The following is a 14,107-nucleotide window of genomic DNA, read 5'->3' on the forward strand; positions in this document are numbered from 1 at the left end:
ATAATTAGTAAGCACTTCCCCCTTTGTGTGCTTATATTGATCCGATCCATTTTAATGGATAATCGGGTACTCCGACAACTGAATCCCTGTATTGTTCGCGCGCTGGCTCATGGTTTAAGCAGGTTCATCTGCCTGTTTTCACTTTGCGTGCTTATCCTGGAGACAGGTTGTTGGACTTCGTGTAGGGTTGCCCTCGAATGTAACCATTATTCGTCTTAGGGATAAGACGAAAAGTCTGAGAATACGTAACTGTCTATGAGCTCTGTATCACCACCACGTGAATATTTTCTTGACTCCATCCGTGCCTGGCTAATGTTGTTAGGGATCCCATTCCATATTTCATTGATCTACTCCACCCACACCTGGCACGTGAACAGCGCAGAACCTTCGTGGTGGTTAACCCTTTTTAACGACTTTATCCATGCCTTTCGCATGCAGGTCTTCTTTGTCATTTCAGGTTATTTTTCCTACATGCTTTTTTTGCGCTATCCGTTAAAGCGCTGGTGGAAGGTGCGTGTAGAACGCGTGGGGATCCCCATGCTGACCGCGATTCCGCTGCTTACGCTGCCGCAATTTATCATGCTGCAATACGTGAAAGGGAAAGCAGACAGCTGGCATACCCTCAGCGGCTACGATAAATACAACGCGCTGGCCTGGGAGCTGATTTCCCATCTGTGGTTTTTACTGGTTCTGGTGGTGTTAACGACCCTGGGCATGTGGGTGTTTACCCAGATGAAAAACAGACTATCACGTGGAGACGTTACCCCTGCATCAGGGGTGTCGATGACCAAATTAACGTTGATTTTTATATTGTTGGGTGTCGGCTATGCCGCCGTCAGAAGAACGATTTTCATCCTCTACCCTTCGATTCTCAGCGATGGCATGTTTAATTTTATCGTTATGCAAACGTTGTTTTATGTGCCTTTCTTTATGCTCGGTGCGCTGGCGTTTATCAATCCTAATCTGAAAGCACTGTTTACCACGCCATCGCGCGGCTGCACGCTAGGTGCCGCATTCGCATTTGTCGCATACCTGCTCAATCAACGTTACGGCAACGGCGATGCCTGGATGTATGAAACCGAATATGTCATTACCATGGTCATGGGGCTATGGATGGTGAACGTCGTCTTTTCGCTTGGACACCGTTTACTGAATTTCCAGTCGGCTCGCGTGACCTATTTTGTCAACGCGTCGCTGTTCATCTATTTGGTGCACCACCCGTTAACGCTGTTTTTTGGCGCGTATATCACACCGCACATCAAGTCGAATCTGCTGGGTTTTCTCTGCGGCCTGCTTTTTGTGGTTGGAATTGCGGTCATACTGTACGAAATCCATTTACGGATCCCGGTGCTGAAGTTTCTCTTTTCGGGTAAACCGCCCATTAAGCAGGATAAAAACAAGGCGGTAGCCGGTTAGATTTCTTGCATTGAATGGTTCAGAGCAACCATTCAATGGGCAACACGGATGCAAGCCTCACCAGAACCCGCTTCCAGAATCCTGTAGCGGGTTCTTTTTTCAGTACCTGTTCGCTGCCAGAAAGCCGATCCACCCAGTTAATTCTGCCCCAACGATCAAGACGTAGTTGCCAGGCCATTTCACGCTGGCTTTGCATAAAACGTTTATGAATCAATTCGGCCAGTACTTCACTCTCAATCACAAACCCCATTTCCGTATTGAGCAACGTTGAACGGGGATCAAAATTAAGCGAGCCGATAAACACTTTACGACCGTCAATACTGAAGGTTTTCGCATGCAAGCTGGAGCCTGAATTACCGGTTAATCCCCGGTCATGTACTGCAGAAACGCGATCGCGCGTTGGTTTGAGCTCGTATAACTCCACACCGTAGCGCAAGAGTTTTTTTCGCCAGCGCGCATAGCCTGCGTGAACGACTGCGACATCATTAGCCGCCAGAGAATTAGTTAAAATCGCGATCTTAACGCCTTTTCTCACCAGTCTCAGGAGCTGTGCCACACCGGCGCGAGTTGGTACAAAGTAGGCGGAAATAATATCAATACGCTCGGTGGGAGATCCCATCACGTCAAACAAACGCTGCGGTAATAGTGAGTGACGCGGTGCTTTCCCCTCTCCTTTTGCAGGATCATCACTCAGCAAGCGCGTTCTCGCCCAAATCAGCGGTAGCGACCTCTGATCGAGGTGGGTCATAAACTGGCTTGTTTCCAGCTTATGTAGATAGCGACGGGTGATGTCATCGTTATACCAGGATTCTGGAAGTTCGATTTTTTGCGTTGAGGCTGGCTCAGCCACCTCAAGTACGTTTTGCAATGTTGAAACCGAGCGGCAGTGCCAGTAACGCTCAAAATCGTCTGCAACATCCTGGACAACCGGCCCAATAGCCATAACATCCAGATCGGAAAACAGCGGTTGTTTGCCTGCACCAAAATAGGCATCGCCTATATTTCGCCCGCCCACGAGAGTTACGACGCCATCAGCGGTATAACTTTTATTGTGCATACGTCGATTCAACCGGGCAAAATCGGTTAAGTAGCCCAGCGCACGCAGGATACGAAAAGAAAAGGGATTAAACAGGCGAACTTCAATATTAGGGTGATTGTCCAGCAAACGCAGTGTGTCATCCAGACCTGGCGTGTTGTTATCATCCAGCAACAAACGCACCCGGACGCCCCGCTTCGCCGCGGCCAGCAAAACGGAAAATAGCAATAGCCCGGACATGTCGCTTTCCCAGATGTAATACTGAACATCCAGGGTACGTTCCGCCATTTCCGTCAACCGATAGCGAGCAGCAAACGCATCCAGGCTGTCATCCAGCGTCAGAATGCCGCATTCTCCCGGGTGGTTTACACATAGCGGCGTGATGGCACGCTCAAGTCGCGTCATATCTGTCCGTGCGTTCGTCGCCTGGCTGGGTAAGTAATCTCTTGTATAGTCGAGCGTTTTCTTCATCAAAGCACACGAAGTATATTTGATCGGGAAGCGTACGTCTGGTGATAAATTTCAACACCGTTTTCACCGCGATCTCTGCCGCTGCAGCGCGTGGGTAACCATAAGCACCGGTGCTTATCGCTGGAAAAGCAATGGATTGATAACCATTGGCTAAGGCCAGTTGCAATGTATTTAGATAGGCCTCTTCGAGTCGTTCAGCCTCGTGGTGATCACCGCCTTGCCAGACGGGCCCTACGGTGTGAATAACTGCTTTTGCCGGAAGCTCTCCAGCCAGCGTGATAACGGCATGCCCGGTCGGGCATTCTCCCTGTTGTTGTATAACCTGTTTGCAGGCCTCCAACAACGCAGGCCCGGCAGCACGATGAATCGCGCCATCGACGCCACCGCCTCCCAGTAACGAAGAGTTGGCCGCATTGACGATCACATCTACCGCGATCGTCGTAATGTCGCCCTGTAACACATGAACACGCGATTGCATAAGTTCCCCCTGACAAAACACTCTACGTTAAGTGTACAGCAGGGTTTTCCTGGAAATCTCACTTTTTAGCCATAAGCGTGCATACCTACGCCAGAATGATTCATTTATATTCAATATTCAAAATTGCCATGCTTTTCCGTTCATTGAGGTAATGCATTTTCACCGTGGCAATTTGTTGCACACTCTGAGGCGCTGTCGTGAGCTGTTGCAGGTCGTAGAGACTATTACTCATCGTGCCATCACGCATACATGACAATTCAATCTGTTGTTGTCGAGTGTTAACGTCGCAAGGTGCTTCAACTATTGCACCGCGAAAATGAATAACCCCGCCGGGTGAGATTTGCGTCGCCATTACGGGGAGGGTTAAAAGAGAAAAAGCCCACAAACCGGTATTTAAAATACGCTTTAATAATGTACACATAAGGGTTCCTCAATGATTAATCATCCTTGAGGGATCGCAATGATCCTTCACAGCTGCGAGTTACGATCAAATAAAACGTTTTTCCGTTTCTATATTCATAGAACAGCACCGCACTCCCAGCCACACCCTTAATGCAAATTAAGCAAAAAATCATGGGTGACTGTTTGAGTCAGGCCATTGTTGCGACAGATGCAGAGACTGCCCATCCGAAACGGTAACGATAATTTTGACCGTATCCTCCGGTGAAATATTAAAGCTCAGTTTTGTTAATTCAATTGGCCGATTAGCAGGGACCGAAAGGCTTGTTTTCTGCTGCGATTGGCTTTGCCCCCCCTCCCCTTTACGGATGGCAAGGACTTGTACTTCACATACGCATGGTTGAGTTAACATCACCTGAGGAATAATGGTGTACATGTCACCTTGCTGAGTTGTATTAAATGTTATTTGATTTGCCAACGCGGCAATGAGTAATAGCGTGTGCATAATATTCTCCCGAAAAAAAACAGGGCTTTCGCCCTGTTTATTATCAGTCAGAAAACTGAATTAGTGCTGGTTAGCTGTAGCATTGTTGCCATAACCAACCTGCTGAATCAGCACATTGGAGTCAGAGGCTGTCTGATTAACCAGCGCACCGTTACGACCACCGAACTGAGTTACGCTGATATCAGCATTTTTTGCATTCCACTGATTGATATCAGCACTGTTCTGGAAGCCGGTCTGTTTCAGGCTAATGGTACTATCATCAGCACCTTGCCCGACGTTTGCACCGTTACCATGACCGTGTTGTGTGATAGTCACGTCTGATTTACGTGCATCACTTTGCAGCGCATTCGCAACGTTACTAGAACCGAATTGGTAAATACTCATTGAAGAGTCTGGGCCATAGTTACTACCACCACCACCATGATGATTACCGCCCCATTGCGGAACAACACCTGCCAGAGCACTGCCAGAAACTACGATTGCTGCGAATGCTGCCACTTTTAAAAGTTTCATGGTAAACCCCCATCGGATTGATTTAAACGTCGTTTATGGATTAGCGTTGAGTAACGCGAATTGCCATTTGCGACTGTCTCTGCACCACAACTGCTGTTTTTTGTGTACCGTACTGGGTAATATTGGCTTTGTTGCCAGAGCCTTTCTGGATAATCATCGCCGTATTACCGTAAGAACTTTGTTTAATACTCGCATCATTAGAGCTACCCGTTTGATCAATATATGCAAAGTTATTTGATCCCGTCTGAGCCGTTTTCGCTCGGTTACCTGAACCTTCTTGCGAAATGACCGACAATAACTTGGTGCCCTCCTGGCGAGTATTTGCACTATTAGCAGTGCCAACCTGACCAATAATGGCTGCCTGATTAAATGAAGACTTACTTAATTCATTTACCGCAAAGTTATATTCTGAATTAGCTAAATCATAACTGGTTGCGGATGCAATCCCAGGCACACCCAGTATTGTAAACATCATAAATAACAACTTGTTTTTCATGTTGTCACCCTGGACCTGGTCGTACATGAAGTTAAATTAATTACCACTCAAATTGTTGTTAACATGACTTACATTTGTTAACGCCACGTTACGATGAAGAGTATGTCCGTTGAAACATTTTAAATAACTCACCCGCGAGTGGTATTTTTATATCCAGATTCACACCAAAGTACTAATTAACAGTGAATAACACCGCTCCAGTTCTAGCTTTTATTTTTATTTTGCTATCAGAAATGAATTTCTATGCAGTCACTGAGAAAGTTCATTTTGCACGATATCAGGGCCTCGCAGTACAGCGTCACGATAGCCATCCGTACAAGTCGTGACAAAGGTCATTTTTTTCCATCTAAAATTGATCAACGTAAATTGAGACAAGGATTTTAGAATTCATTAGAAATCTAAAACTCAAGAATTATTAATTAATTGATTTAAAATCAATGCGTTACTATAATTTGTATGATTTTTTAAATCTATGCAGCAAAGGTAAAATGTACAACTTTCCTATCAAATCTAAACTCCAATAAAACCTTAAAATCACATTTTAATATATAATTTTACAAGTTGTTACATGTTTAACACTTGCTTTAAGATTTGTAATAGCTAGATTGAAATCAGTTGAAGTCCATTTGTTTTAATATTTTCACCCCTTTGGGTCGATATTTTATATCTACACAGCAGTGCAACATCTGTCAGTACTTCTGGTGCCTCTATTTTAGTAGAGACAGCTGTCAGGTGTGCGACTAAAAAGTGGAGTTTCATCATGTTTAATGAAGTCCATAGTATTCATGGTCATACATTATTGTTGATCACAAAACCTTCTTTGCAGGCAACTGCATTATTACAGCATTTAAAACAATCACTGGCACTCACCGGAAAACTACATAATATTCAACGTTCTCTGGATGATATATCTTCCAGCTGCATTGTTTTACTGGATATGATGGAGGCAGATAAAAAACTGATCCATTACTGGCAAGATAATTTGAGTAGAAAAAACAACAATATAAAGACGTTATTGTTGAATACTCCTGATGATTACCCTTATCGGGATATCGAAAACTGGCCGCATATCAATGGTGTGTTTTACGCAACTGAAGACGAGCAGCGTGTCGTAAGCGGCTTGCAGGGTATCTTGCGGGGTGAATGTTACTTCACGCAAAAACTTGCCAGTTATCTGATCACACACTCTGGAAATTATCGTTATAACAGCACGGAGTCGGCACTGCTGACGCACCGTGAAAAAGAAATACTTAATAAATTGCGTATCGGCGCCTCAAATATTGAAATCGCTCGCTCACTGTTTATCAGTGAAAATACGGTAAAAACACATCTTTATAATCTTTTCAAAAAGATAGCTGTCAAAAATCGTACGCAGGCGGTCTCATGGGCCAATGATAACCTCAGGCGATAAAGCCATGAAACGCTATTTGACCTGGATTGTGGCAGCAAATTTATTCTTTGCTGCCGGGAGTCTGCACGCAGCGACAACCGTAGAGGTGGAGGTTCCCGGACTGTTAACTGACCACACTGTCTCTTCAATCGGTCATGATTTTTATCGGGCCTTTAGTGACAAGTGGGAAAGTGAGTACACAGGAAACTTAACCATTAATGAAAGACCCAGTGCGCGTTGGGGAAGTTGGATCACCATAACGGTCAATCAGGACGTTATCTTCCAGACTTTTTTATTCCCGACGAAAAAAGACTTCGACAAAATTGTCGTCTTCGCATTGGCGCAAACTGAAGAAGCATTAAATCGTCGGCAAATAGATCAAACACTATTAAGCACGAGCGATTTAGCGCGTGATGAATTCTAAAACATGATTTTGTCCGGAGGCTTTCATGCGTGTTAAACATGCAGTGGTTTTGCTCATGCTAATTTCACCATTAAGTTGGGCCGGAAACATGACGTTCCAGTTTCGCAACCCAAACTTTGGTGGCAACCCGAATAACGGTGCTTTTCTGTTGAACAGCGCCCAGGCCCAGAACTCATATAAAGATCCAAGCTATGACGATTACGGTATTGAAACCCCATCAGCTCTGGATAACTTTACTCAAGCGATTCAGTCACAAATTCTCGGTGGCCTACTCACCAACATTAATACCGGTAAACCAGGAAGAATGGTGACCAATGATTTTATCATTGATATCGCCAACCGGGATGGACAACTGCAATTGAATGTTACCGACAGGAAATCGGGGAAAACTTCGACTATTGAAGTGTCGGGTTTACAAACACAGTCGACTGACTTCTAAGTTATAGCCACGAAAGGAAATAATCATGCAGCGTTTACTTATCATGGTGGCAGTAATTTTACTCAGCGGATGTTTAACAGCTCCGCCTCAAGAAGCCGCTAAGCCGACATTAATGCCCCGAGCCCAAAGCTATAAAGATTTGACGCATCTGCCTATGCCTACAGGTAAGATCTTTGTGTCGGTATACAATATTCAGGATGAGACTGGCCAATTTAAACCTTACCCGGCAAGTAACTTCTCTACCGCCGTCCCACAAAGCGCCACGGCTATGCTTGTCACCGCATTGAAAGATTCTCGTTGGTTCGTCCCACTGGAACGTCAGGGGTTACAGAACCTGCTGAACGAACGCAAAATCATTCGTGCGGCTCAGGAAAACGGTACGGTTGCGATTAATAACCGGATCCCGCTACAGTCCCTGACCGCGGCAAACGTCATGGTGGAAGGGTCAATTATCGGTTATGAAAGCAACGTTAAATCGGGTGGTGTCGGTGCGCGTTATTTCGGTATTGGCGCCGATACGCAATACCAGCTCGACCAGATAGCGGTAAACCTGCGCGTTGTTAACGTCAGCACCGGTGAGATTCTGTCGTCAGTGAACACCAGTAAAACCATTCTGTCTTATGAAGTACAGGCTGGGGTATTCCGCTTTATTGACTACCAGCGTCTGTTGGAAGGTGAAATTGGCTACACCTCTAACGAACCGGTTATGCTTTGTCTGATGTCAGCGATTGAAACAGGCGTTATCTTCCTGATTAATGACGGCATCGATCGCGGATTGTGGGATTTGCAGGATAAGAAGCAAGTTGATAATGACATTCTGGTTAAATACCGTCATATGTCGGTACCGCCAGAATCCTGATGGGTCTTTACAGCATATAAAGCGTGAGGAAAACCCTCACGCTTTTTTATTTACTGGTCAGCGTCGACGATATTCTATTTTCACGGCGGGACGCCAGCCACAGACCACTGTTTTTCATCGCATAGCCGAATACCAGGCCCAGTGCCAGTGACGGTACAACCAGTCGCCAGTCCCCCTGCCCTGCAAATGTTGCACATGCGCCAATAAACGTGCCCGGCACAAATGAAAGCAACCATTGCTTTGCCTGAATACACATCAGAAATGCGACAATTCCCGTCATGACATAACCAATAATGTCCATATGCGGGGCAAGCGCGCTACCGTTAATAATCACCAACGCCCACACTACACCGCTTAGCAGCGTACACGCCGAGATCCACAGTCCTTTTAACCCACCCTGCGGGCAGGCGAAATAGGCCGTGCAGCCCAGAAAGCCAGCCCAACTGAGTAAACCGAGAGAAACGGCCACCCATCCCCAGATCCCGGAGAGAATGCCCGTTGTGATTGCAATTGAGAGAAGTATGTTCATGCCGCGCATCTTAGCAGAAAAACGGCATAGGAATGAGATCGTGCACACAATTTATGCAAGAACATAAATTGTGTTGCAGTTTAAAGTGATCTAAATCACATTTATTCGTCCGTATCTTCCTGCAATTCGTCCCACATCGCACTAATGGCATCGCGCGTTAGCGGCGCCATGGTACGCCAGAACGGCGTGTTCGCGTGCGCTTCAACTTTACCAAGGAACGTACCGCACCAGGGCAGCAGGTATTCTACAAATAAGGTTTCAAGCGCTTCACTTTCATCTTCCGCAGACTGGTCTTCAAGCCAGGAAGCTGCCAGCAACAGCGTACCAATGTGATCTGCCGGCGTATCAGCCAGCGGCATGCCGCGGGCAGAAAGAAATGCACGAACATCGGATTCTTTCGCCCCTTCTACCCAGGCGCTACGATAAGGCGGCACCGCACACTCGTCACCGACAAACAGCGCGTTGTAATCTGCAGCCAGCTGGGGCATGTCGCAGCTCTTCTGCAGACGAGTGAGCAGCTCGTCCTGTTCCAGCGGCCAGTTGGCGGACAGTTTACCCTCACTAATCAGGGTAAACAGGGGAACCAGTAAAGGGTCCTGCGGTTGGCGGTAAAACAGCGAGCCCAGTACACGACACAGGATAGAAAACTCGTTCATTGATATATTCCAGTTAGTAACAATTACAGTTCAGCAAATTCCGCGATCGGCTCCATGCCTCGCGATTCCAGAAACGCCAACAGGCGTTTAGGTGTGACGTTTAAAATTCTGTCTTCAGGGAAATTAACATCATCCAGGATTTTACGGCATTCGCCAAATTCTCCCAGCGTGAAAGCAGTATGTGAATCCGACCCTAACGCCACCCAGCCGCCGGCATCACGCACAGCCGCAGCAACCGCACGACAATTATCCTCACTGCCCTTACGCGAATGCAAAAACGAAGAGTTATTGATTTCCAGTGCAACCTGGTACTTCGCCGCCGCCTGCGCAATTGCAGTAATATCAACGGGATACTTGGGATTTCCCGGATGGCTAATGATGTGCACATTACCGCTGGCCATCGTGGCTATCATTGCCTGGGTATTGGTGTCTTTATCGTGAGGTGCGAAAACCGGCTCATGGAAGCCCGCAATAATGAGGTCCAGGGAGGTAAACATCGGACCTGAACAGTCAATTTCACCTTCAATATTCTTAATATTGGCTTCTATTCCGCGCAGAATCCCCACGCCATCCACGACACGTGGCCAAATACGCATATTGATAAAGTGCCAGTGGTGAGGCGCGTCAGCCATGTCCGGTCCATGATCGGTAATGGCAAACAGCTTGATGCCTTTGCGGCGGGCTTCAGCGATGTAATCACTTAAGGTGCTGTAGGCGTGGGTGCTGGCGACGGTATGCATATGCAGGTCAACGGGATACATAACTCTCTCCTGTAGTCATTTTCCGTCAAGGATAGCAGGTATCGCCGCCATTAATACCCTAAATAATGCGAGTTACAGGCCGCCGGCAAGGGAGTAATACCCGAATCACTTACTTAAGTAAGTGATTCGGGTGAACAACCGTAGCCAACGCACATGCAGCTTGAAGTATGACGGGTATTTTAGCTGAAACCCGGCACTTGCCGGGTTACCATCAATATCCCCGAACGCGATTGACCTGACCTGTTACGACTTGCCCGCTCTCCAGGTTCATAATCGTGCGGGAGATATAGTCCACTGCCTCTGCTGGTCGAGTTACCGCGGCAATATGCGGCGTCATTGCCACACGCGGATGATTCCATAGCGGGCTGTTTTCTGGCAGCGGTTCCCGGCTATAGACATCCAGCATGGCACCTTTCACCTTGCCGCTGTCCAGCGATGCCAGAAGATCGTCTTCATTGAGATGAACACCGCGTGCAAGGTTCAGCACGTAAGCGCCATCCTGCAATTGGCTAAGTAAATTAGCGTTAATAATGCCTACGGTTTCTGCCGTATTAGGCAGGAGGTTGATCAGCACGCGAGTTTGACTCAAAAACGCGCCCAGTTCCTCAGTACCGGCGAAGCTTTCTACGCCAGACCAGGATTTACGCGTACGACTCCAGCAGCGCAGTGGGAATCCCCATGCTTGTAGGCTTTCGGCAACTTTTGCGCCCAACACCCCTGCCCCCATGATCCCGATGGTAAACTCCTCACGAGTATATTCTGGCAACGGTTGCCATTTCGCCTGATTTTTCAATGCCTGATAATCATCAAAGCGACGAAACCAGTGCAGCACCTGACTGACCGCATATTCCTGCATTTGCAGGCCCATACCCGTATCTTCCAGACGGAAAAGCGGGATCGACGCATCCAACATTTCCGGATGAGCATTGAGTTTACTGAGAATAGAATCGACACCCGCTCCCAGCGCAAATACGGCTTTTAATTTTCGTCCTGCGAGCATTTCAACCGGCGGATGCCAGACCAGCGCATAGTCAGCATGTGCGTTATCACCCGCTTTCCACTCACGTACGTTCGCACCAGGTATTGCCTTTGCCAACGCATTAATCCACCAGGTCGTATCGAATGTTGGGTGATAGAAAATTATATCCATATTGTCTCCTGAACATTGTTGTGCGGAACTTTCTCGCACTTATTATCATCATTTTTCGAGGGAACATCAGAGTAGCAAATTTTAGGATGCTGGCAAAAAAAACAATTCCCGCTTATTTATGCTCCATGTTGCTTGAAGTTTGTGTAAATGCACATTTTTTTCAAAAAGTTGATTGACGGCGGGGCGGTGTTTCCCCTACATTAGCGCCCGTTCCGGTAACACAGGAACAACAATATGGTGAGGTGTCCGAGTGGCTGAAGGAGCACGCCTGGAAAGTGTGTATACGGCAACGTATCGGGGGTTCGAATCCCCCCCTCACCGCCATATTTTAAGAAGAGCTCGTACGAAAGTACGGGCTTTTTTTTCGCATGTTGCACATCTGCAGGGGGATGAGAAGCCCCGACCGGGGTTCGACACAAAATTGCCGGGAGCAATTTTGAACAGCGCATGCGCTGGCCCCGTAGGGGCGAGGCCCAGGGATGGGCCGAGTAGCGGCGCAGCCAGTTGGACAGATGACGAGCCTGCGAGGAATCTGCCCGCAGGGCGAGCAAAGCGAGTCAATCCCCCCCTCACCGCCATATTTCGAGCACATGTCATTAATTAACATGCACTTTCTGTTTTATACATCTTTACGGTATGCCATTACCGTCTGGCTTGCGCTGGCTCACCTGCGAAGGCATCGGACAGCTCACTCACCTTTCATCTTACCGCCAGTGCCCCCGGATAATGGCGAGCGATGATGGACTTTGTTGAATAAATCAGATTTGGGATAAGCATCCCCATAGCTGGTTGTTGCTGTCAGGCAATACGCGCGCTTTCTGGCATGCCTGCCTTCGTCATTTTGTTGAGTGCACGCACCATGGCCAGAGCCTCTGCTACCTGGTCATCGTAATCACGTAGCGTCAGTGAACCACCAAATAACTCTTTTACCCTGTACATCGCCGTTTCCGCTATTGACCAACGGTTATAATCTGTTGTCCATTTTTCCACCGAGCATTACTCCCGGTCAGTCGCTGATTAGCAACAGCACGGTTGCGGTCTGCATACTCATCCGGCCAGTAATCCGCTCTTTTCGGGGAGGGATGAGGGCGCTGATTTTCTTGCGGCGCAGTTCATCGTGACATAACCGCATATCGTAAGCGCCGTCAGCTGCGGCGGACCTGATTTTTCGATGGGTCTGCCGGATGAGTCCGGGGAAGACCTCTGCGTCCGTGACATTGTTCAGTGACAGGTCTGCGCAGACAATTTCATGTGTGTTCGCATCAACCGCCAGATGCAGCTTCCGCCAGATACGACGGCGTTCTTTGCCGTGCTTTTTAACTTTCCATTCGCCTTCACCGAAGACCTTCAGGCCTGTCGAATCAATCACCAGATGCGGGGTTTCACCCGGGTGGACTTTTTAAAACAGACATTAACCGGCTGTGCCCGCTTGCAAACACTGGTGTAATCCGGGCAGCGCAGCGGAAAAATGGAATCAACAAAGCCCTGTGCGGCCCGCAGGGTCAGCCGGAATACGCGTTTAATCACCAGGACGGTGGTGATGGCAAGATCAGAATAGCGCTGAGGTGGCTGCTCTTGAAATTTACCTGTCTTTTGACAGCAACTATTTTTCTAATATGGATGAGCACCATAAAAAAATGATGCTGGCGGTACGACTTATAGCAGGGTTATGCATGAACAATTTGCTAAACATGCCCGAAATTTTAATATTGTCATGCTGAGCAAGCTTGCTCGCGAGAATGGTGTGGACAGTGAATTCCTTGTTGGGGCAACGGAAGATATAATGAATTATGAGGCGCTGGCATTATCATCAATGCCTTATCTAATCAGATACCGACTAACTGAATGTTGCTATGCTTTGGAATAACCCAATGTACCTCTCGGTTTTATCAGGAGCTGGCGAGTAGAGAGATTATTTCATTCAGAAAATACTCACACAAGGCTCCGCCGTCTCTAAATGAACCTGGTTCAGAGCTATCACTGTTGTTCATCCGGGCAGGCTTGCTGTTTGATTTTAAAATGCTGCAAAGGTCACTGGCTGTAATGATTTCTATCCAGGAGAACGGCTCTATTGTTTTTCCTGCTCTTGACCCCGGAACGCCTCGTACAGATCGTAAAATTATTGCTGATTACTACAAACGACTTATTGATATCTGGTTACTGGAAGCACAGCCAAATTCTTCTGCATCTTTTAAGTGTCAAAATCGTGTTTCAGCAACAGATACTGAACAGCTCCTTAAAAACATGAGCCGATTTTATTTTCATAAACAAATGTTTGGTGGTATGCAGGGAAGCTTGCTTGGGACGCTGGGGCATTTGATATCGAGGTTAACCGTTGGAAAGAACCAGGGTTAGAAATTTATTACGATATGAGCAACAAAAATACAAACTCAGAAAAAATAAGCTCAAAGTTTAAGGCCTCTGGCTTGATTATATCAGCAAGGAATTTGTATTTGCGACATAAAATGATAAGAAAAGATAGTTACTCTAAAATTCGATATTATTGTGGTATTTTAATGAATCGGCCATGCTTGATCCCCTGGTATCTAGATGAAACAGCTATTACGACATGGTTCTGAAGTTTG

Annotated in this window: 16 protein-coding genes, 1 tRNA gene and 1 pseudogene; 7 read left to right on the forward strand and 11 right to left on the reverse strand. The window is 47.0% G+C overall.

Going from position 1 to position 14,107, the window contains the following annotated elements:
- Positions 1 to 255: 255 nt before the first annotated feature.
- Complete coding sequence (gene mdoC / locus OGY83_RS07715) at positions 256 to 1,416, forward strand: glucans biosynthesis protein MdoC (protein WP_286635619.1); 1,161 nt, start codon at positions 256 to 258, stop codon at positions 1,414 to 1,416.
- Between the two features lie 19 nt (positions 1,417 to 1,435).
- Here mdoC and OGY83_RS07720 read toward each other — a convergent pair whose 3' ends face one another.
- From OGY83_RS07720 to csgB, 6 genes are all read right to left on the reverse strand, one after another.
- Positions 1,436 to 2,926 carry a phospholipase D family protein gene (locus tag OGY83_RS07720; RefSeq protein ID WP_502873074.1) on the reverse strand — a complete coding sequence of 497 codons (1,491 nt, stop codon included), beginning with the start codon at positions 2,924 to 2,926 and terminating at the stop codon, positions 1,436 to 1,438.
- Positions 2,844 to 3,401, reverse strand: a complete 558-nt coding sequence (gene ymdB, locus OGY83_RS07725) for an O-acetyl-ADP-ribose deacetylase (protein ID WP_286635621.1) — start codon at positions 3,399 to 3,401, stop codon at positions 2,844 to 2,846. The genes OGY83_RS07720 and ymdB overlap by 83 nt, the downstream gene beginning before the upstream one ends.
- Before the next feature lie 100 nt (positions 3,402 to 3,501).
- Positions 3,502 to 3,822, reverse strand: coding sequence for a YmdA family protein (locus tag OGY83_RS07730; RefSeq protein WP_286635622.1), 321 nt, complete (start codon positions 3,820 to 3,822; stop codon positions 3,502 to 3,504).
- A 150-nt stretch (positions 3,823 to 3,972) separates the two neighbouring features.
- On the reverse strand, positions 3,973 to 4,305 hold the full coding sequence (csgC, locus tag OGY83_RS07735) for a curli assembly chaperone CsgC (RefSeq protein ID WP_123266889.1): 333 nt from the start codon (positions 4,303 to 4,305) through the stop codon (positions 3,973 to 3,975).
- Between the two features lie 60 nt (positions 4,306 to 4,365).
- Complete coding sequence (gene csgA / locus OGY83_RS07740; RefSeq protein WP_079937990.1) at positions 4,366 to 4,818, reverse strand: curli major subunit CsgA; 453 nt, start codon at positions 4,816 to 4,818, stop codon at positions 4,366 to 4,368.
- Between the two features lie 40 nt (positions 4,819 to 4,858).
- Positions 4,859 to 5,314, reverse strand: coding sequence for a curli minor subunit CsgB (csgB, locus tag OGY83_RS07745; protein ID WP_079937991.1), 456 nt, complete (start codon positions 5,312 to 5,314; stop codon positions 4,859 to 4,861).
- A gap of 760 nt (positions 5,315 to 6,074) precedes the next feature.
- Here csgB and csgD point away from each other — a divergent pair.
- The 4 genes from csgD to csgG are packed head-to-tail and all read left to right on the forward strand — an operon-like array spanning position 6,075 to position 8,426.
- On the forward strand, positions 6,075 to 6,725 hold the full coding sequence (gene csgD, locus OGY83_RS07750) for a biofilm master transcriptional regulator CsgD (protein WP_003832092.1): 651 nt from the start codon (positions 6,075 to 6,077) through the stop codon (positions 6,723 to 6,725).
- Between the two features lie 4 nt (positions 6,726 to 6,729).
- On the forward strand, positions 6,730 to 7,128 hold the full coding sequence (gene csgE, locus OGY83_RS07755; RefSeq protein WP_008784336.1) for a curli production assembly/transport protein CsgE: 399 nt from the start codon (positions 6,730 to 6,732) through the stop codon (positions 7,126 to 7,128).
- 25 nt (positions 7,129 to 7,153) lie between these two features.
- Entirely contained in the window at positions 7,154 to 7,567 is a 414-nt protein-coding gene (gene csgF, locus OGY83_RS07760) for a curli production assembly/transport protein CsgF (protein WP_003832089.1), read from the forward strand.
- Positions 7,568 to 7,592: 25 nt separating this feature from the next.
- Complete coding sequence (gene csgG, locus OGY83_RS07765; RefSeq protein ID WP_003036082.1) at positions 7,593 to 8,426, forward strand: curli production assembly/transport protein CsgG; 834 nt, start codon at positions 7,593 to 7,595, stop codon at positions 8,424 to 8,426.
- 46 nt (positions 8,427 to 8,472) lie between these two features.
- Here the strand turns inward: csgG and OGY83_RS07770 are convergent, their stop codons facing one another.
- From OGY83_RS07770 to ghrA, 4 genes are all read right to left on the reverse strand, one after another.
- Positions 8,473 to 8,955, reverse strand: coding sequence for a DUF1097 domain-containing protein (locus OGY83_RS07770; RefSeq protein WP_032934412.1), 483 nt, complete (start codon positions 8,953 to 8,955; stop codon positions 8,473 to 8,475).
- 101 nt (positions 8,956 to 9,056) lie between these two features.
- On the reverse strand, positions 9,057 to 9,611 hold the full coding sequence (locus tag OGY83_RS07775; RefSeq protein WP_079937992.1) for a TorD/DmsD family molecular chaperone: 555 nt from the start codon (positions 9,609 to 9,611) through the stop codon (positions 9,057 to 9,059).
- 23 nt (positions 9,612 to 9,634) lie between these two features.
- Positions 9,635 to 10,372: a phosphatase gene (locus OGY83_RS07780; RefSeq protein WP_079937993.1), complete on the reverse strand. Its 738-nt coding sequence runs from the start codon at positions 10,370 to 10,372 to the stop codon at positions 9,635 to 9,637.
- A 211-nt stretch (positions 10,373 to 10,583) separates the two neighbouring features.
- A complete protein-coding gene (gene ghrA / locus OGY83_RS07785) occupies positions 10,584 to 11,522 on the reverse strand; it encodes a glyoxylate/hydroxypyruvate reductase GhrA (protein ID WP_286635623.1) in 939 nt (312 codons plus the stop codon).
- A 236-nt stretch (positions 11,523 to 11,758) separates the two neighbouring features.
- On the opposite strand from ghrA, the gene OGY83_RS07790 reads away from it, so the two are divergent.
- Positions 11,759 to 11,846, forward strand: a tRNA-Ser gene (locus OGY83_RS07790).
- A 474-nt stretch (positions 11,847 to 12,320) separates the two neighbouring features.
- Here OGY83_RS07790 and OGY83_RS07795 read toward each other — a convergent pair.
- A pseudogene (locus tag OGY83_RS07795) lies at positions 12,321 to 13,088 on the reverse strand (IS5 family transposase); the annotation flags it as partial.
- A gap of 279 nt (positions 13,089 to 13,367) precedes the next feature.
- Here OGY83_RS07795 and OGY83_RS07800 point away from each other — a divergent pair.
- Positions 13,368 to 13,877 (forward strand): hypothetical protein, encoded by a 510-nt coding sequence (locus OGY83_RS07800; protein ID WP_286635624.1) that lies wholly within the window; start codon positions 13,368 to 13,370, stop codon positions 13,875 to 13,877.
- Positions 13,878 to 14,107 lie beyond the last annotated feature (230 nt).

Origin of the sequence: Citrobacter sp. Cpo090 (assembly GCF_030332665.1) — a bacterium.
Classification (GTDB): Bacteria; Pseudomonadota; Gammaproteobacteria; order Enterobacterales; family Enterobacteriaceae; genus Citrobacter; species Citrobacter portucalensis.

Bases quoted from the DNA above. Each gene is read 5' to 3' on its own strand.
- mdoC (WP_286635619.1), top strand. From the start codon at position 256: ATGAGCTCTGTATCACCACCACGTGAATATTTTCTTGACTCCATCCGT.
- ghrA (WP_286635623.1), bottom strand. From the start codon at position 11,522: ATGGATATAATTTTCTATCACCCAACATTCGATACGACCTGGTGGATT.
- OGY83_RS07730 (WP_286635622.1), bottom strand. From the start codon at position 3,822: ATGTGTACATTATTAAAGCGTATTTTAAATACCGGTTTGTGGGCTTTT.
- ymdB (WP_286635621.1), bottom strand. From the start codon at position 3,401: ATGCAATCGCGTGTTCATGTGTTACAGGGCGACATTACGACGATCGCG.
- csgB (WP_079937991.1), bottom strand. From the start codon at position 5,314: ATGAAAAACAAGTTGTTATTTATGATGTTTACAATACTGGGTGTGCCT.
- csgA (WP_079937990.1), bottom strand. From the start codon at position 4,818: ATGAAACTTTTAAAAGTGGCAGCATTCGCAGCAATCGTAGTTTCTGGC.
- OGY83_RS07780 (WP_079937993.1), bottom strand. From the start codon at position 10,372: ATGTATCCCGTTGACCTGCATATGCATACCGTCGCCAGCACCCACGCC.
- csgD (WP_003832092.1), top strand. From the start codon at position 6,075: ATGTTTAATGAAGTCCATAGTATTCATGGTCATACATTATTGTTGATC.
- csgE (WP_008784336.1), top strand. From the start codon at position 6,730: ATGAAACGCTATTTGACCTGGATTGTGGCAGCAAATTTATTCTTTGCT.
- OGY83_RS07775 (WP_079937992.1), bottom strand. From the start codon at position 9,611: ATGAACGAGTTTTCTATCCTGTGTCGTGTACTGGGCTCGCTGTTTTAC.
- OGY83_RS07770 (WP_032934412.1), bottom strand. From the start codon at position 8,955: ATGAACATACTTCTCTCAATTGCAATCACAACGGGCATTCTCTCCGGG.
- OGY83_RS07800 (WP_286635624.1), top strand. From the start codon at position 13,368: ATGTTGCTATGCTTTGGAATAACCCAATGTACCTCTCGGTTTTATCAG.
- csgG (WP_003036082.1), top strand. From the start codon at position 7,593: ATGCAGCGTTTACTTATCATGGTGGCAGTAATTTTACTCAGCGGATGT.
- csgF (WP_003832089.1), top strand. From the start codon at position 7,154: ATGCGTGTTAAACATGCAGTGGTTTTGCTCATGCTAATTTCACCATTA.
- csgC (WP_123266889.1), bottom strand. From the start codon at position 4,305: ATGCACACGCTATTACTCATTGCCGCGTTGGCAAATCAAATAACATTT.